Raw genomic sequence first — 25,331 nt, forward strand, 5'->3', positions numbered from 1 at the left:
TAATATTTATACACCTTGTTTAGAACCAAAAATATCAATGTGAATACGCGGTGTATATTTCCAACCATTTTGTATACACATATTTAATACCAATGGGATAGATTGCTCAAGTTCTTCATGCGTAGCACCCAGTGGCATTAGTAGAATGTCGTCTTTTTTGTAACCGTCTAATATATTTAGGTAATCGCTAATAATTTCATCAGCGGCTTGCTGTTTTCCTACCACAAATTTAAGCTGTAAATCAATATCTCCTTTTTGCGAATGATTTACATAGGCCTGAAGCGCCTTAATGTTTCGTCTAACTTCGTGATGGAATTTAGAGGCACCAGACTCTTTTTGATTATAGAATTTCAATTTTTCAGCAGTAGGGTTTGAGTTACTTAATTTAGGTGAGATGCTAAACAAATCAACATACTTTGTTAAGTCTTCATCAAACAAGGTACCATTCGATTCAATGGTAATATGTACATCAAGTTCTTCTTTTAAAGCTTTACTGAGTGCTAGAACTCCATTTTTTTGTAATAATGGCTCTCCACCTGTAATTACAACATGATGCATGTTGCCTATGTTGTTTTTAACGATGGCAACAATTTCGTTGATGTTATAAGTCTTTTTTACATCAGGATTAAATGAGGCGTATGAGGTATCACACTTGCAAAAGCTACCATCATTCATTTGCCATATGCAGCGCAGGTTGCAGCTTGCTAGCCGAATAAATAAAGAGGGCGTGCCAGCTAATTTTCCTTCTCCTTGTATGGTACCCGCAACAGCTAAACCTGTTTGCAAAGTATCACCAATCAACTTCCCATCAGCATCCTTAACAATAGGAAATACACCTTCACCAACCAACACTACTTTTTCCATTTCTTCTATTCTTGCAGCCACTATTATTTCAATAATCCATCTTCAAACCCAGCTTCAGCAAATGCTTTCGCTCTAAGTAGGCAGCTATCACAAGTGCCACAAGGTTTTTCTCCACCGCGGTAGCAACTCCATGTTAAGCTAAAATCTACCCCTAATTCCATGCCGAGTTTAATTTCTTCAGCTTTGGTTTTGTTAACAAAAGGAGCATGTATTTTAATGGGTTTATTGTCCTCGGCACCCATTACCGTACCTTTATTAATAGCTGCTTCCATGGCATCTATAAAGTCCTGACGGCAATCAACGTAACCAGAGTAGTCAACCTCGCTTACGCCGATAAATATATTTTGGGCTTCAATACTTTCAGCATAAGATGCTGCAATGGATAAAAACACCATATTACGTGCAGGTACATAGGTAACCGGTATATCATTACGGCTTACATCACCATCTTCAACCTCAATGTTTTTATCGGTTAACGAAGATCCACCAAAATCACCTAAATTAAGGGTTACTATTTTATGAGCAGCAACACCTGCTTTTTTAGCATTTTTTTTAGCGTAATTTAGTTCTGTTTCGTGTCGCTGACCGTAATCAAACGATACAGCATGCACCTCGTATCCTTGACTTTTAGCCAAATATAAAGCTACTGCGGAATCTAAACCGCCCGATAATAATACAACAGCCTTTTGCATAACTTAATTTTTCAAGTATGAATAAGCTCAATTGCCACCAATGTTATAAACACACGAAAGTATGGCGCAGAAATGCGCAAAGAAATTCTTCTTATCATACCCTAGTTTTGTTTATAGACAGGATGGTGTAAATGAACTGTCTTTTGTTTAACGCCGCAAAGATAGGTAAAAAACTTAATTGTAGCTCTTCTTCAATATTTAAAACCATATTTTTTCTTACAGAGTTGATAATAATCAGCTTGTCTGGTTTTTCTGATGAGGGATTGATGTAAGTACGATTAAAATTATTTGTGTAGTTTAGGCGCGACTTAAGAACCTTACATGAATAACTATTATCAAATATTAGGAGTCACATCTAATGCAACTTCAGCTCAAATAAAAAAAGCATTCAGAGCTAAAGCAAAATTATTGCATCCTGATGTTAATAAGGCTGAGAATGCGCACGAAGCGTTTGTATTATTAACCGAGGCTTATGAGTTTCTGATAAATACAGCAGGGACTTATACAAATACAGCTAAGCAAAAACAGCAACAAGCCCAACGCCGAGCGGCCTATAAAAAAGAGTGGGAACAAAAAGAGAGGGAAAAAGCACGTGCCAAAGCGCAAGAGTATGCGCGAATGAAATACGAAGCCTATATTAAATCAGATGTTTATAAAACTACAGAAGCTATAAATGTGGTGGTCGATTTTATTGGTTTAATTTTTATAGTGTTCCTTATAATAGGTCTGCCAGTGTTTACATATATTGAACATGGCAATATAGCTTTAATAATATCAGGTATTGTTTTACTACCTACTTCTCCTTTGTGGTTTCGCTTTATTGTTAGGACTTTAAGTACGGGTAAGCTACGAAGTTTTTATATTAAGAAAGAGGCAACTCTAAAATCAAAGACAATAACATTTGTGGTATTATTTATACTTAATTGGGTTCTGTTTTTTAATGTAGTACTGAATACCTTAGTAAATATATATGTGATTTTAGGGCTCTATTTATTGACGTTTACCATTGCTTTATTTTTAAGTAAAAGATATAAAAGTCATTTTACCAGAGTTTATTATAAATTTTTATTAGCCCCTGGAATTGTTAATTTGTTTTTTTGTATTAATTATTGGGTTTCTTTCAATCAACACGAACAGCAGCATTGGTATACCTACAAGATGGGGTCGCCAGTTTTTAAAGAAATCGTTATAGATAATAACAAATTTGATCAGTATATTGGCATGCGTTTTTTCTTAATTGATGAGGAGCTAAAAGATGGTTCTCAAATTAATTTTACCTTAGCCGATGGTTTATTCGGCCTGAAAACAGTACACAATGTTGAGTTTAATAGTACTCACTAATTTAATATGAATTGATATGAAATATTTATTTTTTGTTTTAATGGCACTTACATTTTATAAGTGTACACCACCTGCCGCAAGTTCACGCATAGATAGTATTCAAAATTTTAGTTCAGAGTATGTGCAAGATAGAAATATCTCTGTTTGGTTACCTGAAGGTTATACTAGCGATAAACAATATGACGTTTTGTACATGCACGATGGACAAATGCTTTTTGATAGTACCAAAACGTGGAATGGACAAGAGTGGGAGGTAGACAAAACCATGCAGCAGCTAATAAGCGATGAAATTATCAAACCAACCATTGTTGTAGGCATTTGGAATATAAGTGAACTTAGAACCATAGAGTACTTCCCTCGCAAAGCATACGATTTATTAAGCGATTCAGTAAAAAATGTGCTAAGCGAAGAAAGATTAGCACAAGCCCCATTATCGGATAATTACTTAAAGTTTATTATTGAAGAGTTAAAGCCATATATTGATAAAACATACAGCACAAATTCGGGCAAGGAGAGCACTTTTATCGCCGGCAGTAGTATGGGTGGTTTAATATCAATGTATGCACTCTGCGAGTATCCAGATGTATTTGATGCCGCAGCATGTTTATCAACCCATTGGCCAGGTACTTATTTTGCAAATGAAGAAATACCTATGGCATTTGCTGCATATATGAGCAATAACTTGCCAAGTGCAGAAACGCATAAGTTTTATTTTGATTATGGTACAGAAACGCTTGATAGTTTATATGAACCTTATCAGTTAATGATTGATAGTGTTTTAATTAAAAAGGGGTACAGCTCAGAGAATTGGATAACAAAGAAGTTTGAGGGCGAAGCACATAAGGAAACCGATTGGGCAAAGCGTTTTAATATCCCGATTGAATTTATCATGAAAAAATAATTGTTATACATAACAATATTTTATTTCTTGCGTACATAAAAAATATTGAATCCGTTTTATTGCGGGGTGGAACCGAAAAACCTTAAGAGTAGGAGAACAAACTAATTTATATTTTTATGGAAACAATGGATTACGGAGATTCAGCAGGATTATTAGCAGGTATGGGTGCTGCATTTGTATTTGTGTATTTATTGCTAATTGCATTTAGCATTATCGTTGCATGGAAAATTAATACAAAGGCTGATAAGCCAGGTTGGGCATGTTTGATACCTATTTATAGTTTAATTGTGCAACTTGAGATTATTGGAAAACCAGCATGGTGGATTATCATGTTAATTATTCCGGGTGTAAATATTGTATTTGCTATTATGATGGTTAACTTATTATCAAAGAGTTTTGGTAAAGATGTTGGTTATACATTAGGTTTAATCTTTTTACCAATTATATTCTATCCAATGTTAGCGTTTGGAAGTGCAGAATACCAAGGTCCTGCCGGTGCTCCAGCACCAATAGCAGCATAAGAACTTATTCGATTAAATTTTTAGGAGCAGCTTTACATAAAAGCTGCTTTTTTTGTGCCCAAAAGTAGGTGTAAATATTAAATGCGTTACATAATTATGCATATATTCGCACTGTAGTATATTTACCAATCATCAATTCCCTAAATACTAAATCATGATTTTATTAGATGTTTCAAGCTGGTGGCTCGATCTCACTACATTAGGCAAAACCCTTTGGGTAATCACAATCCCATTTTCAGTATTATTTTTATTTCAAAGCATTCTTACATTTTTTGGAGGTGATGCTGACGATGGTGATTTAGATAGTGATATAGAGTTTCAATTCTTAACCATTAAAAATCTCATCTCATTTTTCACCATGTTTGGGTGGACTGGAATTATGGGCTTAAATTCAGGTTGGTCCACCACCGTTACCATATTGGTAGCTCTAGCTGCTGGGTTATCTATAATGTTTGTTATGGCCTATATCGCTTATAGTATGAGTAAACTAGTTGAAAAAGGAAATTTCAACATATCAAGCACCATAAATAAAACAGCAACAGTTTATTTAAGCATACCAAGCAATAGAAGCGCATTGGGTAAAATACAGGTTAAAGCGCAAGGGTATCAAACCTTAGATGCGCTAACCGATGATGCAAGCGAATTATCAACAGGCAGTATCGTAAAAATTGTTGATGTTATTGACGATGATATTTTATTAGTAACCAAATTATAGTTTTTTATTATGGAAGAAATGGGACAATACTTAGGTATTTTGGCCGCAGTAGTTGGTATTAGTGTTTTTGCACTAATTTATAGTTTTTTAAAACGTTATAAACGATGCCCTTCAGATAAGGTGCTTGTTGTTTATGGTAAAGTAGGTAAAGGTGGCGGACACGAATCAAGAACAGCCAAGTGTATACATGGTGGAGCCTCTTTTATTTGGCCAATTATTCAAGATTATTCTTTTTTAGATCTTACACCAATTTCAATTGAAATTAACTTAACCAATGCTTTAAGTAAGCAGAATATTCGTGTAGATGTACCGTCTATTTTTACTATTGCAGTTTCAACGGAGTCGGGCGTAATGAATAACGCTGCCGAAAGGTTATTGGGCTTAGGTCAAGAAGCCATTAGTAATCTAGCAAAGGATATCATTTTTGGTCAGCTGCGTTTGGTTGTGGCTACCATGGATATTGAAGAAATTAACAATAACCGCGATAAATTCCTTGCAGCAGTATCAACCAATGTTGAAGCTGAACTTAAGAAAGTTGGTTTAAAGTTGATTAACGTTAATGTTACCGATATTAACGACGAATCAGGTTATATCGAGTCGTTAGGTAAAGAAGCTGCTGCCAAAGCAATTAATGATGCCAAGAAAACAGTAGCTGAGAAAAACCGTGAGGGTGCCATTGGTGAGGCTAATGCAATGCAAGATCAACGTGTACAAGTGGCCAAAGCTGAAGCAACAGCTGTTGAAGGGGAAAACCTTTCTAAAGTAGCAGTTGCAAATTCTGATGCAAGCAGAAGAGAGAACGAAGCAGAAGCTGAAAGAAAAGCATCGGCAGCAGAGAAAGTTTCTATTGCAAAAGCCCTTGAAGAAGCTTATTTAGCAGAGCGACAAGCAGAGATTAACCGTGCCGAACGTGAGTCAGCTACACAGAAAGCAGATATTATTATTCCTGCACAAATTGACAAAGAACGTGTAGAAATTGAAGCTGAAGCTGAGGCTGAGAAAATTCGTCGTCATGCAAAAGGTCAAGCTGATGCGATTTATGCAAAAATGGAAGCAGAAGCAAAAGGTAACTTTGAGCTATTATCTAAACAAGCAGAAGGTTTTAAAAAGCTTGTTGATGCTGCCGGTTCTGAGGCTGATAAAGCTGTAATGCTTATGATTGCCGATAAATTGCCTGAGCTTGTTGCTACTCAGGTTGAAGCTATCAAAAACATTAAGATTGATAAAGTTACGGTTTGGGATTCTGGTAATGGTGGAAAAGATGGTGAAAAAACATCAACAGCTAACTTTTTATCTGGTATGATGGGATCTATTCCTCCAATGCAAGAGATGTTTAATATGGCAGGTATGCAATTACCTGATTATTTAAAAGGGAAAGATCTTGAAACTAAAGAAGAGGATGCTGAAATTATAGAGTAAAGCATTAATTAATATTGAAAGGCAGGTTCAGTTTTTGAGCCTGCCTTTTTTTATTGTGTTAAAATGTCTAGTTAATTCACTCACAAAAAGATGATTTTTATCTGATTCATAGTAGATAGCAGTTAAGCGCTGTTTTCTAATAGAGGAATGTTGTAAAAATAATAGAATGCTTATTTCCCCTCTTTTTATACAAATACCTCTCCCTATTAAAGTGTTAAAGTTGTTTACATTAGCAAGTGTAGTCGCCAAGTAAAAAGTACGTAAAAAATAAGCTGACCATTTATAGTATAAGGTTTGTTTGAACTAGAATTGGACTAGAGTTAACATTGATAGAACAATAAGCTTTAAAATATCTCAATTATGAAAAACATTCTAGTAACATTATGCTTTTTAGCAATTACCACCTTCTTGTTTGCCGATCCTCCAGAGCCCCCATTAGGTAAGCGTTGGGTTATGAATCCCGATTTCTCTGATGAATTTAATGGTTCAGAACTGGATGCCACCAAATGGTTCGATCACCATCCTACATGGAAAGGGCGCGAACCCGGTTTATTTATGCCTTCGCAAGTTTCAGTTGCCGATGGTTATCTGCAAATTAGAGGGGAGAAGATGGAAAAAGATACCATAATCCACGCCTATGGTCGCGATCTTACATTTAACATTAAGGGTGGAGCTGTAGTTTCAAAGAAATCTGTATTCTTAGGTTATTACGAGTGCCGTGCCAAGGCTGCAGCAACTACCATGTCTACAACCTTCTGGTTCTCAGGTAAAGGTGGCGAGGGGCCTAATGCATGCGATAGCTATGGACAAGAATGGGATATTCAAGAATGTATTGGCCGCGAAGGAGATTTTAATGGTAAATATTTTGCTAAGGGAATGCACTCAAATGCACACTATTGGTATACCGATTGCGATAAAGAGAAGCACGATTACAGAGCAGAGCAAGTAAAATTCGAAGATAAAGAATTAGCATCAGCCAACTTTCACACCTATGGCGGATGGTGGCACGATGAAACCATGGCTAGCCTGTATTATGATAATGGCGAACCAAAATATCAAAAGTTCTACAATAAAGTAAGCGATAAACCCTTCGATAAGCCAATGTATATGCGTTTGGTTTCCGAAACTTACCCCTTCCCATGGATTGAGTTACCCAACGATGAAGAGCTAGCTGATCCAAATAAAAATGTCGTTTATTACGATTGGGTTCGCGCCTATAAATTAGTTGATGCCAACGTAGCCAATGAAACCGAAGTTACATTAGAGCAAGAAATAAACCTCTATTACGAAGACATAATGTTTAAGGCAGTAGAGCTCAATGTAAAGAGTAGTAAAAATATTAGTATCCCACTGAGCTATAAGGCCAATGAAAAACGAAATATTCACTTTTTATTGAAAGATGCCGATGGCAAGAAGGTTGCTGATGCAACCTATGAAGCACATGCCGGATACGCAAATCTCGAGTTTAATTTCAACACCATTACCAAATTAGAGCCCGGGAAACCCTACACTTTAATTGCCCACATTCGTCCCTTAAACTCCACAAAAAAAGAAGCATTAAATACAAGTGCTATTGTGCTAAACGTACAATAAACGAATAAATAAAATACCCTTAAGCCAGACACGTCAACCATTTTAGTTGATGCTGTTTGGCTTTTTTTATAGGCCATAATATCACTTAAGTAATTTGTGAATCTAGCAACGCAGATACATTCTATCTATAACTAGGGCACCTTAAGCCGCCATCCACTATAGCCTTTATTATTTTGTATAAGTGTTGCTAGGCAATGCGTGTGCTCCCCTGTCGCATCCACTTACCAAGCGCCACTAATACCCAATAACAAAGGGCTGTCGTTCCTGTCAGCGGTGCAGGTCAGTAGAGGTCATTAAAGTTATATAGTTACATTTTTTTTATCTCGAAAAAGTAAAAAGAATATCAGTGTAAAGTCCTGTATGTTAGTTATTAATGGTGATTACATGTGGACTTTTATAAAAAAAACAATAAAAAAAAAGTAGGGTAGATGTGCCTTGTCTCGGTATTCATATAAACATTCATATTTTAAATTCATTTAAATAATAATTACAATGAAAAGTTATTTTAAAGTATTCGGAGTTGCGGTTGTGTTATTCTCAGCAGCACTTGTTGTTAATGCCCAAGAAGAAGTTAAAGCCCCAATTTTAACAGAGGAACAAAAGGAGTTGGCAGTCGCAAATAAAGAGGAGAGCAAAGCTAACCGCGAAGCTTTTAAAGCTACATTATCGGATGAGCAATTGGCTATTTTAGAAAACAAAGAAATGACCAAGCATGAGAAAATGAAAGCTTTTGCTGAGTCGTTAAGTGAAGAACAGCAAACGATGCGATTAGCCAATAAAGAAAGCATGGAAGCCAATCGAGATGCTTTAAGAGCTACCTTAACCGACGAGCAGAAAGAAGCTATTAAAGCGCATAAACAAGAAGAGCGTAAAGAATTTAAAGAATCTTTAAGTGAAGAACAAAAAGAGTTAATAGCTTCATCAAAAGCTGATAAAGATGCCAACCATGAAGCTTTTAAAGCTACATTATCAGATGAGCAGTTAGCAATTATGAAAGATGAAGAGTTAGGTAGAAAAGAAAAGCAAGCTGCTTTACGAGCTACTTTAACAGAAGAGCAACAGGAGCTTAGAAAAGCTAACGCACAATCAATGAAAGAAAATCGCCAAATGGTAAAAGAAACTTTAACCGAAGAACAAAAAGAAGCAGTTAAGAAACAAGCTAAAGAACGAGCGAGAAAAAAAGGAGATCGTAAAAACGGATAATTTGTTATAAATAGAGTTGAATTATAAAATTTAATTCAATGTGTTACACTACCCAAAATAATAAGTACAGGTACCCCCGCCTGTACTTTTTTCCGCTAAAAGAAATGTATGAAGAGCTTATTAACTGTAATTCTAAGTGTGTATTTGTTATCTCCCCTTATAGCACAAGAAAGTTATATTGATTCTGTATTAAATGAGGTAATGTACTATGATGATAATGAGTTGATAAATGTGAATATTGAGGTGGATAAGGCTTATCATTTTCTGTACGTTAATACAAGCTATAGCAATAAAACCTATTATGCAGGTCGCGAGATTGGAGATCCTCAGTATTTTTTAGCTGCGCAGATTTCTTATTTTAACTCTCATGGTTTTTTTGCAGGTTTGGGTACAAGTTCAGGTACTTTATTTAGCACTAGTGGAAATGCTAATTATAATAATGCCATTATGGTAGGTTACGGAAAAGCCCTGAAAAAAAACAAGTGGTTCCGATATAATATGTCATATAGCCGATATATTGCCATTAGTAATGATATTGATTATTCTTCTACGTATAATAATAATTTACATATGGGTGCAACTACCCGATTTAAGTGGTTTGGTGCGCGGGCAAGTTTAAATTATTTATTTGGTGGTGCATCAAAAGCCACTTTAAATTGGGATGTGTATGCATCTATTCGCATAGCTGATTTTGGCTCATTTAACAATCTTCAGTTTGTACCTGAAATATCGTTTTTTTATGATTCAGAAGATGTAGTTTATGCTACAGAATCAGAAGAGTTTACATACAATTCAGAGTTCGGTTGGATGAATACAGAAATAACTTTTCCTTTAATGCTGAATATAAATAATTTTGATTTAGAAATAGCATATACTTATAATCTACCTCGTTCCTTGGATCCTATTTATGAATACAATAATACTTCTTTGTTTTCATTTTCTATAGGCTATATTTTTGATATGTAAATTATAGTACTATTATTCTTAATATATTTGTTAAAAATATTAAGATATGAAAAATCGAAATAAAGTGTTTATTGCCACTAGTCTTGATGGTTATATTGCTGATAAAAATGGCGGTTTAGATTGGTTGCATAGCATCCCAAATCCTGATCAGGAAGATATGGGATATTTGCCATTTATAGATGAGGTGGATGCACTCATCATGGGGCGAACAACCTTTGAAACAGTACTCGGTTTTGATTGTGAATGGCCATATACCAAACCGGTATTTGTATTGAGCACACAACTTACCGAAATTCCCGAATCACATAAGGGAAAGGCTTTTTTAATGAAAGGTTCCTTAACAGAGGTATTGCAGCAAGTGCATGCAAAAGGGTATCATCATTTGTATATTGATGGTGGAAGCACTATTCAGGGCTTCTTAAAGGAAGATTTAATTGATGATTTAATTATTACTACTATACCCGTGTTGTTAGGTGGAGGCTCTTCTTTATTTGGTGATTTAAAAGCACCTTTAAATTTTGAGTATGTTTCAACAAAAGTATTTTTGGGTAAAGTACCTCAAATTAGATATAAGAGAGTGAGAGAATAAAAAAATGATTCAAAGTACAAAGTCAATATATTGACTTTGTACTTTGAATCATTTCTAGTGACAAGCAAATATTATATTAGGGTGTTAATTTAAATTTTTAATTACTCGCTTAAGTTTCGCCTCAATTTCTATAGCTAAACCAGCCAATTCTTTATTATCTACACTGCTCATCATAGCAATAGGGTTTACGGCAGAAACCTCCACAGCATTTTCTACATCTTGTTGTACAATAATATTGCAAGGTAAAAAGGCCCCAATTTTATCTTCGGCCTCAATGGCTTTATGTGCAAATTGTGGATTACAGGCTCCAAGTATTCTATACTTTTTAAAATCGATATCTAATTTTGCTTTAAAAGTTTTCTGAATATCAATTTCAGTTAAAACGCCAAAACCTTCTTTTTTAAGTTCTGCAGTTACTTTTTCAATGGCTTCATCAAAGTTAACTTTGCTCAATACAGTGTTAAAATAATAGTTCATCTTTTATAGTTTTAAATTCATTCTGGGCATTGCTTAAAAAAAGTACTGAAGGTTAGTCTAATACAAGCATAATCTCATACCAATATGATTGGTTTGTAGTTCTTCTAATTTACGATAAAATACACAAGAATTCATTATCTAATTCTATTTATAGTTACATCATATTTGATGTGCTAGCTTTAAATAAAGACCATAGCTTATTAGCTTTAATATTATTTCTTTCGATTCATTTAGAGGATGATGCTCTAGACTCAATCATTATTACAGATATTTATTTCAAAGCGATCTTGATGGTGTTAACATGCGTATCAGCCAAAGAAGTAACTCCTCCTTTATCACCTTCGAATATGATAAAAATCCTGTTTTTTTTAAATAAAACATCACTCAATTTTGGAGCTAATCATAAATAATCTATTTTTGCCGCATTACTAAATCAGAGAAAAAACAAGCAACAGGGAGAGAGGTCACTTTTATGAAGACAGGAAATGAGTTTGCCGCGATGAAAATGATGAATGGTAATGAAGCGGTTGCCAGAGGTGCCTTCGAGGCAGGTGTCAAAATTGCTTCCGGATTTCCCGGAACACCATCCACAGAAGTAATGGATTATACTAATCTTAAATATCCAGATATTTATTGTGAATGGTCTACTAATGAGAAGGTAGCTTTAGAAGTAGCTATTGGCGCCTCATTTGCGGGTTACCGCAGCATGGCTATAATGAAAACCGTAGGTTTACACGTGGCAGCTGATGCTTTAGGTGGAGCTGCCGGAAGTCAAATCAATGGCGGACTGGTATTGGTAGTTGGCGATGATGTTGGTCGTATTGCTGGTGATGATTATAACGATTGTCGTCATTACGGAAACATGTTTAATATCCCTGTATTAGAACCAAGTGATAGTCAGGAAGCCAAGGATCTTATGGTTAAGGCTTTTGAGATTAGTGAAGAATATAGCACACCCGTTATTCTTAAAATAACATCAGTAACATGTAAAACTACCAGTAGAGTTGTTATTGATGAGGAATACAATTTCCAGGTCAGACATAGAGAAAAATATCCAGTAAGTTTCAGTAAAGTTATAATGACAACCATTATGACTAAGGCAAAAGGTTCTGAGCATCCTAAATTGACCAAATGCTTTAATAATTTTACAGCACACATGAAGCGTTTAGCTGACGATAGCAACAATTTTGCTATTAATAAGCTGGAGTTGAATGGTACAAAGATTGGAATTATCACAGCAGGTACTCCCTATTATTATGTGAAAGAGGTATTACCAGAGGCTTCAGTTTTAAAACTAGGCTTGGTTATGCCCTTGCCCGAAAAACAAATCAGAGAGCTGGCTGAACATGTAGATAAACTCTATGTGATTGAAGATGGACATGATATTATAGAAAAGAATATTAAGGATTTAGGAGTGTCAGTAATAGGAAAAGAGTTATTTCCAAGATTTCCAGATATGATGCGTTTTACTCCTGATATCATTGAGGAAAAATTGGTTCCTGGCGCTGTTAAAAGAACTCCAATGAAGGATGTTCCTTTTAGGTTGCCAGTGAGCTGTGCCGGTTGTTCGCATCTTTTTGTATCGCGCATATTAAAGAAACATAAAATAAAAGCAGCTGCAGATGTTACCTGCGGTCTTATTGGTTGCTTTCCGCATATGGAATCCTATTCTTTACAAAAATGTATGGGTTCAAGTATTGCATTGGCACACGGTTATAATAAGGCCAAAGGACAAGATGAAAACTTTGTAGCCATGATTGGCGATGGAGGTTTTTGGGCTACCGGTATTAATGGCTTAATGAACTTGATATTCAATAATGGTCAATCAACTGTGATTATTGTAGATAATAGCTGTCTTGCCATGACAGGAGGACAACATGTGGCTTCTAGTGAGTTTGGTTTTAATTATAAGCCAGAAAATAAGTTAGATATTGCCAAAGTATGCGAAGCTATTGGGGTTAGCGATATTGTAAGTGTAGACGCCTACGAATTTGATAATCTTGAAGAATCAATACTTAATTCGGTAAATGCAAAAACAAATTCAGTTGTAATTGTTAAAAAGCCGTGTGTTACCAAATTCAAACTACCTAAAGCAACTCCAAGTTATATCGATCAGGATAAGTGTACGAAGTGTAGAAAATGTGTAGGTATCGGATGTTTAGCCATTGAGAGTAAAACAAACGATGGATTAGTTGATATTGTTATTAACCAAGATATTTGCACAGGTTGCGGATTGTGTTCTACCACATGTAAGTTTGAAGCCATAAAATCATAATAATGCAAGACACAGGAAAAAATATAATAATAGCGGGTGTAGGAGGACAAGGGATACTCCTTTTTAGTAATCTTCTGGGTAAGTTTTATATGAAACTTGGGTACGAGTTAAAAACTTCTGACGTGATTGGTCTTGGTCAGCGTGGTGGCGGAGTTGAAAGTCATTTTCGTTATTCAAACAAACCCGTACTTTCGCCATTTATCAAAGCAGGCGATGTGGATTATGTGATTTCATTTGAGCAAACAGAAACACTGCGTCATTTACATTGTCTTAAAAAAGAAGGCGTAGTTTTTTCAAGTACCTACGAATTAACTTCGAGTAGTGTAAATACACGATTGCAAAAAGATCTACCTGAATCGAAAACAGATATCATCAAGCGATCAGAAAATAAAACATTTATTATTGATCCTGAAGAGAATAAAAGTTCAGAGTTTAATATCAACAAAATGATGAATATTTTCATGCTTGGTTACTATGCCGAGTTTAGAGGTTATTCTCATGATGAAATGATTCAAATTGTTAAGGAAAGTGTTCCGGCTAAGTTTGTTGAGGGAAATATAAAAGCTTACGAAAAAGGTTCTGCTATTGCTCGAGCTGAATTGGTAGTTTCATAGTAATCGTAATATTTAACCGTAACTGTTTAGTAGTAAGACAAAAGTATAAAGATATAAGACCTAATAATTTAAGTAAATGTAAATTTCTTAATATCTATAGAAATCTATACGAATTGCATTATCATTGCAAAATAATTAATTAACCATAACTTCACATAATGCTAAATGATTAGAAATCTTTATACTTATGTCTTAATACTTTATACTGTATAGTTACATTTAACTTAATAACATGGATTTACCTAAGGGTATTGTGCTTTTGGATAGTTTAGGCGATTTGCAAGTCGGTAATAGCTATCCAATTCTTGTTTGTGGATCACACTGTGGTGGGAATAGAGACCTTGCCGCTCACATAAATAAATGTGGTGTAAAGGCTGTTTTTCTCAATAGTGCAGGGGTAGGAAAAAACCAGGCTGGGATAAGAGGTCTTCAGCACTATGAATCAGAGAATGTTCTAGCTTGTGCTGTGGATAATTTTAGTGCTGAAATTGGTATTGCTCAAGATACTTGGCAGAATGGGGTTATAAGTCACATTAGCCCGCAAGCAGAAGTAGCCGGGATTCAAATTGGTGACTCGGTAAAAGAGGCCGTTTCAAAAATAAGTGATAATATAATTCAAACCTCTTCAGTTCAGGTTAGTGAAGATTCAATATCTCATATTGATAATAAAGAGGAGGATAGTAGCAAGGGCGAGTTAAAAAAGCAAGCGCAAACACAAATTGCAGGAGTTGATGTTACAGTAACAGATAGTATCACTTTTTTAAACGAGAATAATTCAGGCGATATTGTTGTGTGCGGATCACACGGCGGATTGAGTGCTGGCGATTATGCAAAAAAGCGTGGTGTTAAAGCCGTATTTTTTAACGATGCCGGAATTGGAAAAAATAATGCAGGTGTAAAAAGTCTAGGTTCACTAAGTGAAGCCGGAATTTTAGCTTGTACTGTGGATTGCATGAGTGCAGAGATTTTTAATGGTGCCGATATACTTGCTAATGGAATTATCACGGTTTGTAATCAGCTCGCAAGCTCTAAAAACATCAAAGTAAAGATGAGTGTTAAAGAGGCTATAAGTTTAATTTAATTGAGCCATGAAGAAGAATCATTTGCCTAATAGTGAGAATAGTTATCTGAAGGAGTATGTTAGTCATATTACAAGTAGCTTGAAGAAACTCGCGGATATTGAGATTGTTGATTTTTCTTTAAATTTGGAAGAACAGGCAAAGCAAGCTTTTAATTCCGATTATGTGTTGTTAGCTCATAATGCAACTGATGATCCTATATTTAACTATGCAAATCAAACGGCTCTCAACCTTTTTGAAATGACTTGGGAAGAAATGACTAATCTGCATTCTAGATATTCTGCAGAAAGTGACGAGCGAAGTAAAAGAGAAAAGTTTCTGGCAGAAGTTGCCGAAAAAGGATATTCGAAGGATTACTCAGGTATTAGAATTTCAAAAACTGGAAGAAGGTTTGAAATTAAAGATGTTATGCTTTGGAATGTTTATGATTCTGAAAACAATAGAATAGGGCAAGCAGCTTTATTTAAAGAATACAGTTACCTATAGGCATATTTGCTTTAAGCATCTAAGTAATGATGTATTAATAGGGTTAAATGATTAATGATTGTCCGCATTTATGCATAAAAGGTAAACACAGAGGCGCAAAGACACAGAGTTTTTTATGAACCATATTATAAACCTCTGTGACCCTGTGTCTCAGTGTTAGGTTTTTTATCTTAATATGTCGAGGTTTTGCTTTATGCACTATTACAAATATTCAAAAATGATTAGTTTTGGATAAACGTACCAAAAGTATTAACTCTAATTCTCCAAAAAATACAATCATGAAAAACCTATTTACGCTAATCACTATCTTATCTTTATGCATTGCCCTTAATGCTCAGGAAATTGTTGGGAGTTGGCATGGAACCTTAAAGATACAAGGTGTAGATTTACCTTTGGTATTTAATATTTCACAAACTGATGCTGTTTATGCCGCAACATTGGATAGCCCAGCTCAGGGCGCTATGGGAATTCCTGTAAGTACAATTACATATACTGATTCAGAGTTGAATATAAAAGTACAAAACTTAGGTATTCATTATAACGCACACTTAAATGCTGAAGGTATTTTTGAAGGTACCTTTAAACAAGGGACATTTACTTTGCCCTTGGAGTTGACAAAAAAGAGTACGGAAACCAAGGCTGTCCTTCGTCCACAAGAACCTAGCAAACCTTATACATACTATAGCGAGGATATTACCTTTAGAAATTCAAAGGATAACATTCAATTGGCTGGTACTTTAACTATGCCAGCTAAAACGGGTCACTTTCCTGCAGTAGTGCTTATTTCAGGGAGTGGACCTCAGAATAGAGATGAAGCCTTATTTGGGCATAAACCCTTTTTAGTTTTATCAGACTATCTTACTAAAAATGGTATTGCCGTGCTCCGTTTTGATGATAGAGGAACGGCAGAGTCAGAGGGTAGTTTTGTTGGATCGAGTACTTATGATTTTGCTAAGGATGTAGAAAGTGCCATTGAATACTTAAAGTCGCGACCAGAAATAAATAAGGATAAGCTAGGATTAATTGGGCATAGTGAAGGTGGCATTATCGCTTCCATTGTTGCTGCGCAAAATAACGATGTGAATTATGCTGTTTTAATGGCGGGCACAGTTTTACGCGGCGATAAGTTATTGTTGTTGCAAGCGGAGAAAATTTCAGCGCAAATGGGAATGGATCCTACCGTGATAAAACAAAATCAGGAAATGGCATTAGGAGCTCATCAGATTATTTTAAACGAGGAATTCAGTAATCATAAACTCAAAGATAGTTTGATGAATTATTATACGCTTAAGTATGATGCTGTTATAACGCCGCAACAAAAAATGGGTATGGTAAATCAATTAACAAGTACTTGGATGGTAGAGTTTATTCGTTTGGATCCTATGGATTACTTAAGTCAGATTAGATGCCCATTATTGGCCATTAATGGCAGTAAAGATTTACAAGTTCCCGCAGAAGAGAACCTAAGTTTAATTGAAAAAGCTGCCACGCAATCAGGAAACACTAAAATGATAGTTAAAGAATTGGATGGCTTGAATCATCTGTTTCAGGAATGTGAAACTGGAGCTATTGCTGAATATGGTATTATTGAGCAAACCATATCGCCCATTGCTTTAGAGGAAATGTTAGCTTGGATTAAGCTTCAGGTAAACTGAGGATTAAATTAGTTATGAGAACCAAATAAGCATCACTTGGCAAGTACCCGGCTGCGTGAGGGATTGAAGTGGAAACCCCACAGCTGCGGAAGGCAGCGAGGAGTTGAAACGAAAAGCCCGACCCTTTAGGGGCACGCCCAAAAAAAATAGTTATTGGTTTACCACATAATCAATCATACGTGCGGCCAATCCTGCAGTCACATTATCTTGGTCTAAGGATGGATTTAACTCCGCGATATCCAAGGCGATTACCTTTTGGCTGCTTAATAACTCAGTGAGCACTTTTAAGGCAAACTTTGGCGTAATGCCCAAAGCAGATGGCGCACTCACTCCGGGTGCAAACGCCGATGAGAAAGCATCTAAATCGATGGTGATATAAAGATGATCTACCTTACTTGCAAATTGATTTAATTCTGCCTTGATTTTCTCAAATCCATCACCATATTCTTCGCAGTTTTCCCAAGGGATAAAGCTTAGTTTTTTGCTTTCGGCATAGTTAAATAAAGCGCGAGTGTTGCCTTGTTGCTGTATGCCAATGGCTAAATATTCTACGTTTCGTGGATGTTCTTCTATAATCTGATAAAAGGGTGTGCCCGAGTTTCCAGCTGCAGTTTTTACTCTAAAATCGAAGTGCGCATCAAAGTTGATAATGCCAATTTTTGGTTTGTTGTCTGCCTCAAAGCTATTCCATATACCTTTAAAAGTAGCATAGGCAATATCGTGACCACCACCAATACCAATGGGAAAACACTGTGCATTTAAGGCTTGGGTAATCACCGTTGCATAGTCATCCTGACAAGCTTCCATGTTATTGTCAATGCAAGGAATATTACCCACATCTGCAATTTTGATATCATTGAAATGAACGGGAACTTTAGCCAGTTTATTACGGATGGCATCAGGACCTTTGGCTGCTCCTAAACGTCCTTGGTTTCGTTTTACACCCTCGTGGCAGGTATAACCCACAATAGCATAATTGTAGTTGCTAAGAGAATCCGTTGGTTGCAAACAATCAATAATTTGATACCAATATTCGTTATCAACGCTAGTCGCTCGTCCTTGCCAAAGCTCTTTGGATGCTGGTATGTGGTTTTTTGTTGTCATTTCTTTTTAATTTTTGATTAACCAGCCTGCTCGTCATTCCGAGGCACGAAGGAATCTCAAGGCGTAATTAGAGATATTTATAAATTTCGCCTTGAGATCGCTTCTTTCATCGCGATGACGCAATATCGTGTCTCTGTGTTAATACAGTATATGCCTCTTATCTAATGTCTAAAATCTTTAATCTAGCTATGCTCTTCACCGCTAATAAAAACTTTATCAATTAAATTGCTGCCAAAGTTATATGGTAAACTGTGGTACGAATTTACTTTATCCGTCAACAATAAATTGGCTTTTTTACCTACAGTGATTGAACCCACCTCAGCTTCTACCCCCATGGCGTACGCTCCGTTAATGGTTGCTGCATTGATGGCCTCTTCCGGGGTCATTTTCATTTTGATGCAAGCCGCTGCCACAGCAAAATTCATATTACCCGATGGCGCTGAACCCGGATTGTAATCGCTAGCCAAAGCTATAGGTAAATCTGCATCAATCATTTTACGCGCTGGTGTGTAAGGGATATTTAAAAAGAAAGAACATCCTGGCAAAGCCACAGGCATGGTTTTAGAATCCTTAATAGCTACAATATCTTCGTCGTTGATTACCTCTAAATGATCGAGCGACAAGGCATTGTTTTTTACACCTGCTGCTACACCACCAATGGCGTTAAACTGATTTACATGAATTTTTGCTTTTATGCCCAAAGCGGCTCCTGCTTGCATCAATCGTTCTGTATCCTCAACCGAGAAATAGCCTTTTTCGCAAAACACATCAATGTAGTCGGCAAGGTTTTCTTTTTTGATCTCAGGTAAAAGTACATCTGTTAATAACAAAAGGTAGCCTTCCTTATTGTTTTTGTAGGCTTCGGGAATGGCGTGAGCTCCTAAAAATGTAGCTTTTATAGGGAGATTAAATTCCGCTTTTAAGCGTTGAATAACACGAAGCATTTTTAACTCCGAATCTACCGTTAGTCCATAGCCCGATTTAATTTCGATGGCACCCGTACCTTCGCGCATAACACCAAGTAAGCGCTCTTTGCTTTGCTCGTACAGCTCATCCTCAGAGGTGTTGGCTAATACTTTGGTTGAGTTCAGAATACCACCACCTTTTTGGGCAATATCCTCGTAGGACAAACCTTTTATTTTATCCACAAACTCACCTTCGCGGTTGCCGGCATATACAATATGCGTATGCGAGTCGCACCAAGCTGGAAGTACTAATCTTCCGGTGGCATCAATGGTTTCCACATCAGTTAGCGCAGGACAAGCATCCATGCTGCCGTACTCTTTTATAAGACCATCCTTAATCCATAAAAAAGCATTTGCAATAATCGGAAGTTCGTTCATTTGGGCACCCGCAACAAATTGCGGTGCCTCTGAACGAACTTGTACCAATTCTTTAATATTGATAAATAGCTTTTCCATTAAAATAAGGTTTCAAGTAATTTATCATCAACTATATTAGGAAGCGTTACGCGCAGTGTTTTCGAACGTTCCATTTCGCGTTTTATGGCAAACATGGCTTCCTTATTGCGTGCCCAACTTCGGCGGGCAATACCGTTGTTTACATCAAAAAACAACATACGCTTCACTTTCTCTTGTGCTTGTTCGCTGCCATCGAGTAGGAGACCAAAACCGCCGTTCATTACTTCGCCCCAGCCTACGCCGCCACCGTTATGGATAGAAACCCATGTGGCGCCTCTAAAGCTATCGCCAATTACGTTGTGTATGGCCATGTCGGCAGTAAATTTACTACCATCGTATATGTTCGAAGTCTCGCGATATGGCGAATCGGTTCCACTCACATCGTGGTGGTCGCGACCCAATACCACAGGACCAATAATACCTTTTTCAATGGCTTCGTTAAAGGCACAGGCTATTTTTGCACGTCCTTCGGCATCGGCATATAAAATTCGGGCCTGCGAACCTACCACCATTTTATTGGCACCAGCTTGCTGAATCCAAGTAATATTATCTTGCATCTGCAATGCAATTTCTGGTGGCGACTGCTGCATAATTTCTTCTAAAACCTGCGCTGCAATGGCATCTGTTTTGGCCAAGTCTTCGGCTTTACCACTGGCACAAACCCAGCGGAAAGGACCAAAGCCATAATCGAAACACATTGGACCTAAAATATCTTGCACATAAGATGGATAGCGGAAATCAATATTGTTTTCGGCCATTACATCGGCGCCAGCTCTTGATGATTCAAGTAGGAAGGCATTTCCATAATCGAAAAAGTAAGTACCCTTGGCTGTATGTTGGTTAATAGCTGCCACATGTCTGCGCAGTGATTCCTGAACCTTCTCTTTAAATAAAGCAGGATTTTCTTTTATCATGGTGTTGGCCTCTTCGTACGAGATGCCCGCAGGGTAGTAACCGCCTGTCCATGGAATATGTAACGACGTTTGATCGGAACCCACATGGATGAAAATACCTTTGTTATAGAACTGCTCCCAGATATCCACCACATTACCAATAAAAGCAATGGAAACGGTTTCTCCATTTTCTTGGGCTTGTTTTACTCTTTCCACCAAGGTATCCATGGTTTCAATCAACTCATCAACCCATCCTTGCTCGTGTCTTTTACGTGCTGCTTTTTCGTTTACCTCGGCAGCCACAGAAATACATCCGGTGATGTTACCTGCTTTGGGTTGCGCACCACTCATACCACCCAATCCTGCTGTAACAAACACTTTACCTTGTGGCTTTTCGTCTGCTTTCAGAATTTTACGGAAGGCATTCATTAACGTGATGGTAGTTCCGTGTACAATACCTTGTGGGCCAATGTACATATACGATCCCGCTGTCATTTGTCCGTATTGGGTAACGCCAAGGGCATTGTATTTTTCCCAATCATCGGGTTTAGAATGATTCGGAATCATCATACCATTACTCACAATTACACGTGGTGCATCGGCCGATGAAGGGAACAATCCCATTGGGTGACCCGAGTACATGTGTAAGGTTTGTGCATTGGTCATGTTGGTCAAATACTGCATGGTAAGCAAGTATTGCGCCCAGTTTTGAAAAACAGCACCGTTACCACCGTAGGTAATCAACTCCTCGGGATGTTGTGCCACTGCGGGATCCAAGTTGTTTTGAATCATCAACATAATGGCTGCTGCTTGTTCCGTTTTTGCCGGATACTCTGAAATGGCGCGGGCGTGCATTTTATATTCAGGCTTAAAGCGATACATATAAATACGACCATATTCCATTAATTCGGTGGCAAATTCTTGTGCCAATTCAGCGTGCCACTCGGCAGGAAAATAGCGCAAGGCATTTCTGATGGCCAACTTTTTTTCGTCGGCCGATAATATATCTTTTCTTTTTGGAGCGCGGTTGGCACCTATAGGATATTCCCTTTTTTCAGGAAGTTGAGAAGGGATTCCTTGTAATATCTGTTGTTTAAAATCCATAATTAATTTACCCTAAACGATTTTGTTTTTACCAATTCAATCATGTTGTTAATGTCGTCCTTTAAAATGCGGTCGTCCATTAATTTATCCACCTTGCTGCGGATTAATGCGTAAGCCTCTTCAATAATATCAGAGAAAGTATTTGGTCTTCTGAACTCTACTGCTTGCGCACCATACATTAATTCAATGGCCAATATTTTATCTAAGTTACCTAGAATTTGATTAAACTTTCTACCAGAGATGCTTCCCATAGAAACATGATCTTCCTGACCCAATGAGGTTGGAACACTATCAGCCGAAGGCGGGAAACATAATGATTTGTTCTCAGTAACCAATGCGGCTGTTGTGTATTGCGGAATCATAAAACCAGAGTTTAAGCCGCCTTTTTCGGTTAATAAACGCGGTAAACCATATTTACCTTCTATAATTAAGAAACATCTTCTGTCGGAAATATTACCCAACTCGGCAGCAGCAATAGAGGCATAATCCAAGGCCATTGCCAAAGGCTGTCCGTGGAAATTACCACCCGAAATGGCTACTGTTTCGCTCAATACAATTGGGTTATCAGTAACGGAGTTCATCTCTACCTCGGCCAATTCCTTAAGGTGATACCAGGCGTTACGCGAGGCTCCGTGTACTTGTGGAATACAGCGCATAGAGTAGGGGTCTTGCACGCGTTCGCAATCTTTGTGCGAGGCAATGTTCTGTGATTTCTCGAATAAACGACGCATATGGCGAGCCACTTCTAAGCTTCCTTTGAAAGGACGGATGGTGTGCAGTTCTTCCATAAATGGCGATTCACTACCTTTGTAACCCTCTAAGGTAAATGCACCAGCCACATCGGCAAGCTCTAATAGGTAGGCCATTTTTTCGATGCCCATAATCGTGTGCGCCAATATAAATTGGGTACCATTAATTAGGGCTAAACCTTCTTTGGCTTGCAGTGTAATTGGCTCTAAATTGTGTTGTTTTAAAACTTCAGCAGCAGGAATAATTTCATCCTTAACCCAAAATTCGCCTTCGCCTAAAAGTGGCAAAAATAAGTGAGAAAGTGGTGCTAAATCGCCCGATGCGCCTACAGAACCTTGCTCAGGAACAACAGGTAGTATATTGTTTTCGATGAAATAGATGATGCGTTCCACTACTTCTAAACGGATGCCCGAGAAACCCTGACATAAAGCGTGTACCTTACAAATCATCATGATTTTAGATAGCTTTTTATCGATGGGATTACCTACGCCAACGGCATGCGAAATCAGTAAGTTTTCTTGTAATTGACTGGTTTCTTCGGCTGTAATTTGCACATCGCACAAGGGGCCAAAACCAGTATTGATACCGTAAACAGCTTGGTCTGAGTTGGCCATAATTTCTACTTTGGCTCTACAGGCGTTTACTTTTTCTATGGCTTCGTCAGTAATTGCGCCTTTAAGTTCGCCAGTGGCTAAGGCCATTACTTTTTCGGTGGTAAGGGAATCTATTCCGTATTTAAACATCGTATTTATTTTTTGTATTATTCTATAATTAAATAGATGGTAGGGTTTGAGTTAAGCTTATGATTCTAGCTACAAGCCTATTGTCACTCATCTAATATCTAATCAACTCAACTAGATATATTGCAAAATTATCTCTAATTTTGATGCCTAACAAGACTATATTAATCACCAATTAATAACTATGAGTTATCAAATAGAGTACCGTCACTTCAAATATTTCTTATCTGTTGCTCAGGAATTGCATTTTCGTAAGGCGGCAGAGAAATTGTACATATCGCAGCCTGGTTTAAGCAGGCAGATTAAGCAATTGGAAGATGATATGGGGGTGAAGCTGTTTGAACGTCACAATAGAAAGGTGGAGTTAACGCCAGCAGGTACTTATTTTGCATCTGCCCTAGAGAAGCATTTTAAAATGCTTGATGAAGTGATTGAGCACACCAAATTACTGAACGATGGCATGGCCGGAAAGCTTACCATTGGCTATGTGGGATCGGCCATGCAGCGTGAGATTCCGGATTTGTTATTAAAGTTTCAGGAAGTAAATAATAAGGTGCTGATTACCCTTAAGGAGATGGATAATAGTACCCAAGTTGAAGCCATACTGAACAATGGCATTGATGTTGGTTTTGTGCGCCAAAGTTGGTTGCCCAAGCACATTGGCGTAAAGGAAACCAAGGAAGAAACCTTTGCGGTGGTATTGCCTAAATCGCACCCCATCACTCAAGATACCTTTACGGGGCTTTCGCAGTTTAAGGATGAGCATTTTATTTTGTTCGACTCGCAGTACAGCGAATCGTATTACGAAACAGTAATGCAAATATTCGACGATAGTGGGTTTACACCCATTATTTCGCACTCTACGGTAAATGCCAGTTCTATATTTCGCTTGGTAGAAAATAAGTTGGGCGTGTCTATTGTGCCCACTTCCCTGGTGCAAGGTTACGATATGGCCATTAAGGTAATTGAGTTGGATAAAATACCGCAGCGTACTTCGCTAAAAATTATATGGAACGAGAATAACCCAAATCCAGTATTGGGTACTTTTTTGGAGTTGATCTAAATATTTAAGTAATCAACAATAATTAAGGGAGTAATTTATTATTTTCGCACAAAATCTAACATAACTTTAATATTCCTAACTATGAAGAAACTCCTATTGTTGATTTGTGTTTTGTTTTGTATAAATGCAGCAAGTCAAGAATCTAAGAAATTATATTACCAATTAAATATAGGGACAAGTCTTTCTATTCCGTCTCAATCTTCTGTAGCTGCTTCAGCTAATAGTGAAGGCTTAGGAAGTAAGTATTATTCTGATTTTGGTTACTTTATTAATTCAGTTGTTTCATTACGTTCAGGTGAACGTTCAGGGTTTACTTCAGGATTAAATTTAATAATGATTAATACTGAGATTGATGAAGAGTTAGGAGTCGTAACTTTTAAAGGGAGTCGACATGTAAGCTACTTACAAGTCCCATTACTGTTTGATTTTTATTTAAGTAAGCGTATTAGTTTATCTGCAGGAGTTTATGGTGGAGTACTTCTTTCAGTGAAGGAAAAAGGAATATTTTATTTCTACAAAGCTTTTTATGACAAAGAGTCACTTTTTGCCGCCATACCTAAACTTTGTACCGCCATACCTTGCCTTTTTATGATCATACCTCGCCTTTTACTGACAAAGAGTCGCTTTTTGCTACCATACCCCAACTTTACAGCCCCATACCTTACCTTTTCAGCTTTAGGAGACCCTAATATGTGATAAAGGCCTATTTATTTTAGTTCTAAATTAACATATGTAGATGTACATAATTAAAGTTTTGCTATTTTCATAGCCAAATTGTGTATCCCCCACTGGCATATATATTGCCATTTAAGGTGAGTATACAGATATACTCTATGGTAATATATGCATAGTGTGAGGATATATTC

23 protein-coding genes are annotated in these 25,331 nt (G+C 37.1%); 16 read left to right on the forward strand and 7 right to left on the reverse strand.

Annotated elements, in window-relative coordinates; all coding sequences use genetic code 11:
• Window positions 1-6 precede the first annotated feature (6 nt).
• On the reverse strand, window positions 7-864 hold the full coding sequence (locus A8B35_RS19415; protein WP_068475262.1) for a 7-carboxy-7-deazaguanine synthase QueE: 858 nt from the start codon (window positions 862-864) through the stop codon (window positions 7-9).
• 23 nt (window positions 865-887) lie between these two features.
• Entirely contained in the window at window positions 888-1,556 is a 669-nt protein-coding gene (queC, locus tag A8B35_RS19420; RefSeq protein WP_068475164.1) for a 7-cyano-7-deazaguanine synthase QueC, read from the reverse strand.
• A gap of 321 nt (window positions 1,557-1,877) precedes the next feature.
• On the opposite strand from queC, the gene A8B35_RS19425 reads away from it, so the two are divergent.
• From A8B35_RS19425 to A8B35_RS19465, 9 genes are all read left to right on the forward strand, one after another.
• The gene (locus tag A8B35_RS19425; protein WP_068475167.1) at window positions 1,878-2,897 is read left to right on the forward strand and encodes a J domain-containing protein; all 1,020 of its coding nucleotides are present in this window, start codon (window positions 1,878-1,880) and stop codon (window positions 2,895-2,897) included.
• Between the two features lie 16 nt (window positions 2,898-2,913).
• Complete coding sequence (locus tag A8B35_RS19430; protein WP_068475171.1) at window positions 2,914-3,798, forward strand: alpha/beta hydrolase; 885 nt, start codon at window positions 2,914-2,916, stop codon at window positions 3,796-3,798.
• A 116-nt stretch (window positions 3,799-3,914) separates the two neighbouring features.
• A complete protein-coding gene (locus A8B35_RS19435) occupies window positions 3,915-4,319 on the forward strand; it encodes a DUF5684 domain-containing protein (RefSeq protein ID WP_222844188.1) in 405 nt (134 codons plus the stop codon).
• A gap of 154 nt (window positions 4,320-4,473) precedes the next feature.
• Window positions 4,474-5,034, forward strand: coding sequence for a hypothetical protein (locus A8B35_RS19440; RefSeq protein WP_068475174.1), 561 nt, complete (start codon window positions 4,474-4,476; stop codon window positions 5,032-5,034).
• An 18-nt stretch (window positions 5,035-5,052) separates the two neighbouring features.
• Window positions 5,053-6,453, forward strand: a complete 1,401-nt coding sequence (locus A8B35_RS19445) for a flotillin family protein (RefSeq protein ID WP_139314945.1) — start codon at window positions 5,053-5,055, stop codon at window positions 6,451-6,453.
• Between the two features lie 360 nt (window positions 6,454-6,813).
• The gene (locus A8B35_RS19450) at window positions 6,814-8,046 is read left to right on the forward strand and encodes a LamG domain-containing protein (protein ID WP_068475179.1); all 1,233 of its coding nucleotides are present in this window, start codon (window positions 6,814-6,816) and stop codon (window positions 8,044-8,046) included.
• A 492-nt stretch (window positions 8,047-8,538) separates the two neighbouring features.
• Window positions 8,539-9,249, forward strand: coding sequence for a hypothetical protein (locus A8B35_RS19455; RefSeq protein ID WP_068475182.1), 711 nt, complete (start codon window positions 8,539-8,541; stop codon window positions 9,247-9,249).
• 108 nt (window positions 9,250-9,357) lie between these two features.
• Entirely contained in the window at window positions 9,358-10,215 is an 858-nt protein-coding gene (locus A8B35_RS19460) for a hypothetical protein (RefSeq protein ID WP_068475185.1), read from the forward strand.
• A 46-nt stretch (window positions 10,216-10,261) separates the two neighbouring features.
• Window positions 10,262-10,804 carry a dihydrofolate reductase family protein gene (locus tag A8B35_RS19465; protein ID WP_068475188.1) on the forward strand — a complete coding sequence of 181 codons (543 nt, stop codon included), beginning with the start codon at window positions 10,262-10,264 and terminating at the stop codon, window positions 10,802-10,804.
• An 84-nt stretch (window positions 10,805-10,888) separates the two neighbouring features.
• Here the strand turns inward: A8B35_RS19465 and A8B35_RS19470 are convergent, their stop codons facing one another.
• On the reverse strand, window positions 10,889-11,281 hold the full coding sequence (locus tag A8B35_RS19470; RefSeq protein WP_068475192.1) for a DUF302 domain-containing protein: 393 nt from the start codon (window positions 11,279-11,281) through the stop codon (window positions 10,889-10,891).
• A 472-nt stretch (window positions 11,282-11,753) separates the two neighbouring features.
• On the opposite strand from A8B35_RS19470, the gene A8B35_RS19475 reads away from it, so the two are divergent.
• From A8B35_RS19475 to A8B35_RS19495, 5 genes are all read left to right on the forward strand, one after another.
• Window positions 11,754-13,556, forward strand: a complete 1,803-nt coding sequence (locus A8B35_RS19475; RefSeq protein WP_083634554.1) for an indolepyruvate ferredoxin oxidoreductase subunit alpha — start codon at window positions 11,754-11,756, stop codon at window positions 13,554-13,556.
• Between the two features lie 2 nt (window positions 13,557-13,558).
• Window positions 13,559-14,170, forward strand: coding sequence for an indolepyruvate oxidoreductase subunit beta (locus tag A8B35_RS19480; protein WP_068475197.1), 612 nt, complete (start codon window positions 13,559-13,561; stop codon window positions 14,168-14,170).
• A 232-nt stretch (window positions 14,171-14,402) separates the two neighbouring features.
• Entirely contained in the window at window positions 14,403-15,251 is an 849-nt protein-coding gene (locus A8B35_RS23065) for a hypothetical protein (protein WP_083634557.1), read from the forward strand.
• 7 nt (window positions 15,252-15,258) lie between these two features.
• A complete protein-coding gene (locus A8B35_RS19490) occupies window positions 15,259-15,735 on the forward strand; it encodes an MEKHLA domain-containing protein (protein ID WP_068475201.1) in 477 nt (158 codons plus the stop codon).
• A gap of 278 nt (window positions 15,736-16,013) precedes the next feature.
• Window positions 16,014-17,390, forward strand: coding sequence for an alpha/beta hydrolase family protein (locus A8B35_RS19495; RefSeq protein ID WP_068475204.1), 1,377 nt, complete (start codon window positions 16,014-16,016; stop codon window positions 17,388-17,390).
• A 150-nt stretch (window positions 17,391-17,540) separates the two neighbouring features.
• Here A8B35_RS19495 and hutG read toward each other — a convergent pair whose 3' ends face one another.
• From hutG to hutH, 4 genes are all read right to left on the reverse strand, one after another.
• Window positions 17,541-18,494 (reverse strand): formimidoylglutamase, encoded by a 954-nt coding sequence (hutG, locus tag A8B35_RS19500; RefSeq protein WP_068475207.1) that lies wholly within the window; start codon window positions 18,492-18,494, stop codon window positions 17,541-17,543.
• Window positions 18,495-18,676: 182 nt separating this feature from the next.
• Window positions 18,677-19,915, reverse strand: coding sequence for an imidazolonepropionase (gene hutI / locus A8B35_RS19505; protein WP_068475210.1), 1,239 nt, complete (start codon window positions 19,913-19,915; stop codon window positions 18,677-18,679).
• Window positions 19,915-21,912: a urocanate hydratase gene (locus A8B35_RS19510; RefSeq protein ID WP_068475214.1), complete on the reverse strand. Its 1,998-nt coding sequence runs from the start codon at window positions 21,910-21,912 to the stop codon at window positions 19,915-19,917. The genes hutI and A8B35_RS19510 overlap by 1 nt, the downstream gene beginning before the upstream one ends.
• 2 nt (window positions 21,913-21,914) lie before the next feature.
• A complete protein-coding gene (gene hutH / locus A8B35_RS19515; RefSeq protein ID WP_068475217.1) occupies window positions 21,915-23,405 on the reverse strand; it encodes a histidine ammonia-lyase in 1,491 nt (496 codons plus the stop codon).
• A 181-nt stretch (window positions 23,406-23,586) separates the two neighbouring features.
• On the opposite strand from hutH, the gene A8B35_RS19520 reads away from it, so the two are divergent.
• Both A8B35_RS19520 and A8B35_RS19525 read left to right on the forward strand, forming a co-directional pair.
• On the forward strand, window positions 23,587-24,465 hold the full coding sequence (locus A8B35_RS19520) for a LysR family transcriptional regulator (RefSeq protein WP_068475220.1): 879 nt from the start codon (window positions 23,587-23,589) through the stop codon (window positions 24,463-24,465).
• A gap of 81 nt (window positions 24,466-24,546) precedes the next feature.
• A complete protein-coding gene (locus A8B35_RS19525; protein ID WP_068475223.1) occupies window positions 24,547-25,161 on the forward strand; it encodes an outer membrane beta-barrel protein in 615 nt (204 codons plus the stop codon).
• Window positions 25,162-25,331: the final 170 nt, after the last annotated feature.

The organism is Saccharicrinis aurantiacus (assembly GCF_001660705.2).
Taxonomy (GTDB): domain Bacteria; phylum Bacteroidota; class Bacteroidia; order Bacteroidales; family Marinilabiliaceae; genus Saccharicrinis; species Saccharicrinis aurantiacus.

What these genes read in the sequence shown, in the direction of transcription:
- A8B35_RS19415 (WP_068475262.1), bottom strand. Translation starts at nt 864, where the DNA reads ATGGAAAAAGTAGTGTTGGTTGGTGAAGGTGTATTTCCTATTGTTAAG.
- queC (WP_068475164.1), bottom strand. Translation starts at nt 1,556, where the DNA reads ATGCAAAAGGCTGTTGTATTATTATCGGGCGGTTTAGATTCCGCAGTA.
- A8B35_RS19425 (WP_068475167.1), top strand. Translation starts at nt 1,878, where the DNA reads ATGAATAACTATTATCAAATATTAGGAGTCACATCTAATGCAACTTCA.
- A8B35_RS19430 (WP_068475171.1), top strand. Translation starts at nt 2,914, where the DNA reads ATGAAATATTTATTTTTTGTTTTAATGGCACTTACATTTTATAAGTGT.
- A8B35_RS19435 (WP_222844188.1), top strand. Translation starts at nt 3,915, where the DNA reads ATGGAAACAATGGATTACGGAGATTCAGCAGGATTATTAGCAGGTATG.
- A8B35_RS19440 (WP_068475174.1), top strand. Translation starts at nt 4,474, where the DNA reads ATGATTTTATTAGATGTTTCAAGCTGGTGGCTCGATCTCACTACATTA.
- A8B35_RS19445 (WP_139314945.1), top strand. Translation starts at nt 5,053, where the DNA reads ATGGGACAATACTTAGGTATTTTGGCCGCAGTAGTTGGTATTAGTGTT.
- A8B35_RS19450 (WP_068475179.1), top strand. Translation starts at nt 6,814, where the DNA reads ATGAAAAACATTCTAGTAACATTATGCTTTTTAGCAATTACCACCTTC.
- A8B35_RS19455 (WP_068475182.1), top strand. Translation starts at nt 8,539, where the DNA reads ATGAAAAGTTATTTTAAAGTATTCGGAGTTGCGGTTGTGTTATTCTCA.
- A8B35_RS19460 (WP_068475185.1), top strand. Translation starts at nt 9,358, where the DNA reads ATGAAGAGCTTATTAACTGTAATTCTAAGTGTGTATTTGTTATCTCCC.
- A8B35_RS19465 (WP_068475188.1), top strand. Translation starts at nt 10,262, where the DNA reads ATGAAAAATCGAAATAAAGTGTTTATTGCCACTAGTCTTGATGGTTAT.
- A8B35_RS19470 (WP_068475192.1), bottom strand. Translation starts at nt 11,281, where the DNA reads ATGAACTATTATTTTAACACTGTATTGAGCAAAGTTAACTTTGATGAA.
- A8B35_RS19475 (WP_083634554.1), top strand. Translation starts at nt 11,754, where the DNA reads ATGAAGACAGGAAATGAGTTTGCCGCGATGAAAATGATGAATGGTAAT.
- A8B35_RS19480 (WP_068475197.1), top strand. Translation starts at nt 13,559, where the DNA reads ATGCAAGACACAGGAAAAAATATAATAATAGCGGGTGTAGGAGGACAA.
- A8B35_RS23065 (WP_083634557.1), top strand. Translation starts at nt 14,403, where the DNA reads ATGGATTTACCTAAGGGTATTGTGCTTTTGGATAGTTTAGGCGATTTG.
- A8B35_RS19490 (WP_068475201.1), top strand. Translation starts at nt 15,259, where the DNA reads ATGAAGAAGAATCATTTGCCTAATAGTGAGAATAGTTATCTGAAGGAG.
- A8B35_RS19495 (WP_068475204.1), top strand. Translation starts at nt 16,014, where the DNA reads ATGAAAAACCTATTTACGCTAATCACTATCTTATCTTTATGCATTGCC.
- hutG (WP_068475207.1), bottom strand. Translation starts at nt 18,494, where the DNA reads ATGACAACAAAAAACCACATACCAGCATCCAAAGAGCTTTGGCAAGGA.
- hutI (WP_068475210.1), bottom strand. Translation starts at nt 19,915, where the DNA reads ATGGAAAAGCTATTTATCAATATTAAAGAATTGGTACAAGTTCGTTCA.
- A8B35_RS19510 (WP_068475214.1), bottom strand. Translation starts at nt 21,912, where the DNA reads ATGGATTTTAAACAACAGATATTACAAGGAATCCCTTCTCAACTTCCT.
- hutH (WP_068475217.1), bottom strand. Translation starts at nt 23,405, where the DNA reads ATGTTTAAATACGGAATAGATTCCCTTACCACCGAAAAAGTAATGGCC.
- A8B35_RS19520 (WP_068475220.1), top strand. Translation starts at nt 23,587, where the DNA reads ATGAGTTATCAAATAGAGTACCGTCACTTCAAATATTTCTTATCTGTT.
- A8B35_RS19525 (WP_068475223.1), top strand. Translation starts at nt 24,547, where the DNA reads ATGAAGAAACTCCTATTGTTGATTTGTGTTTTGTTTTGTATAAATGCA.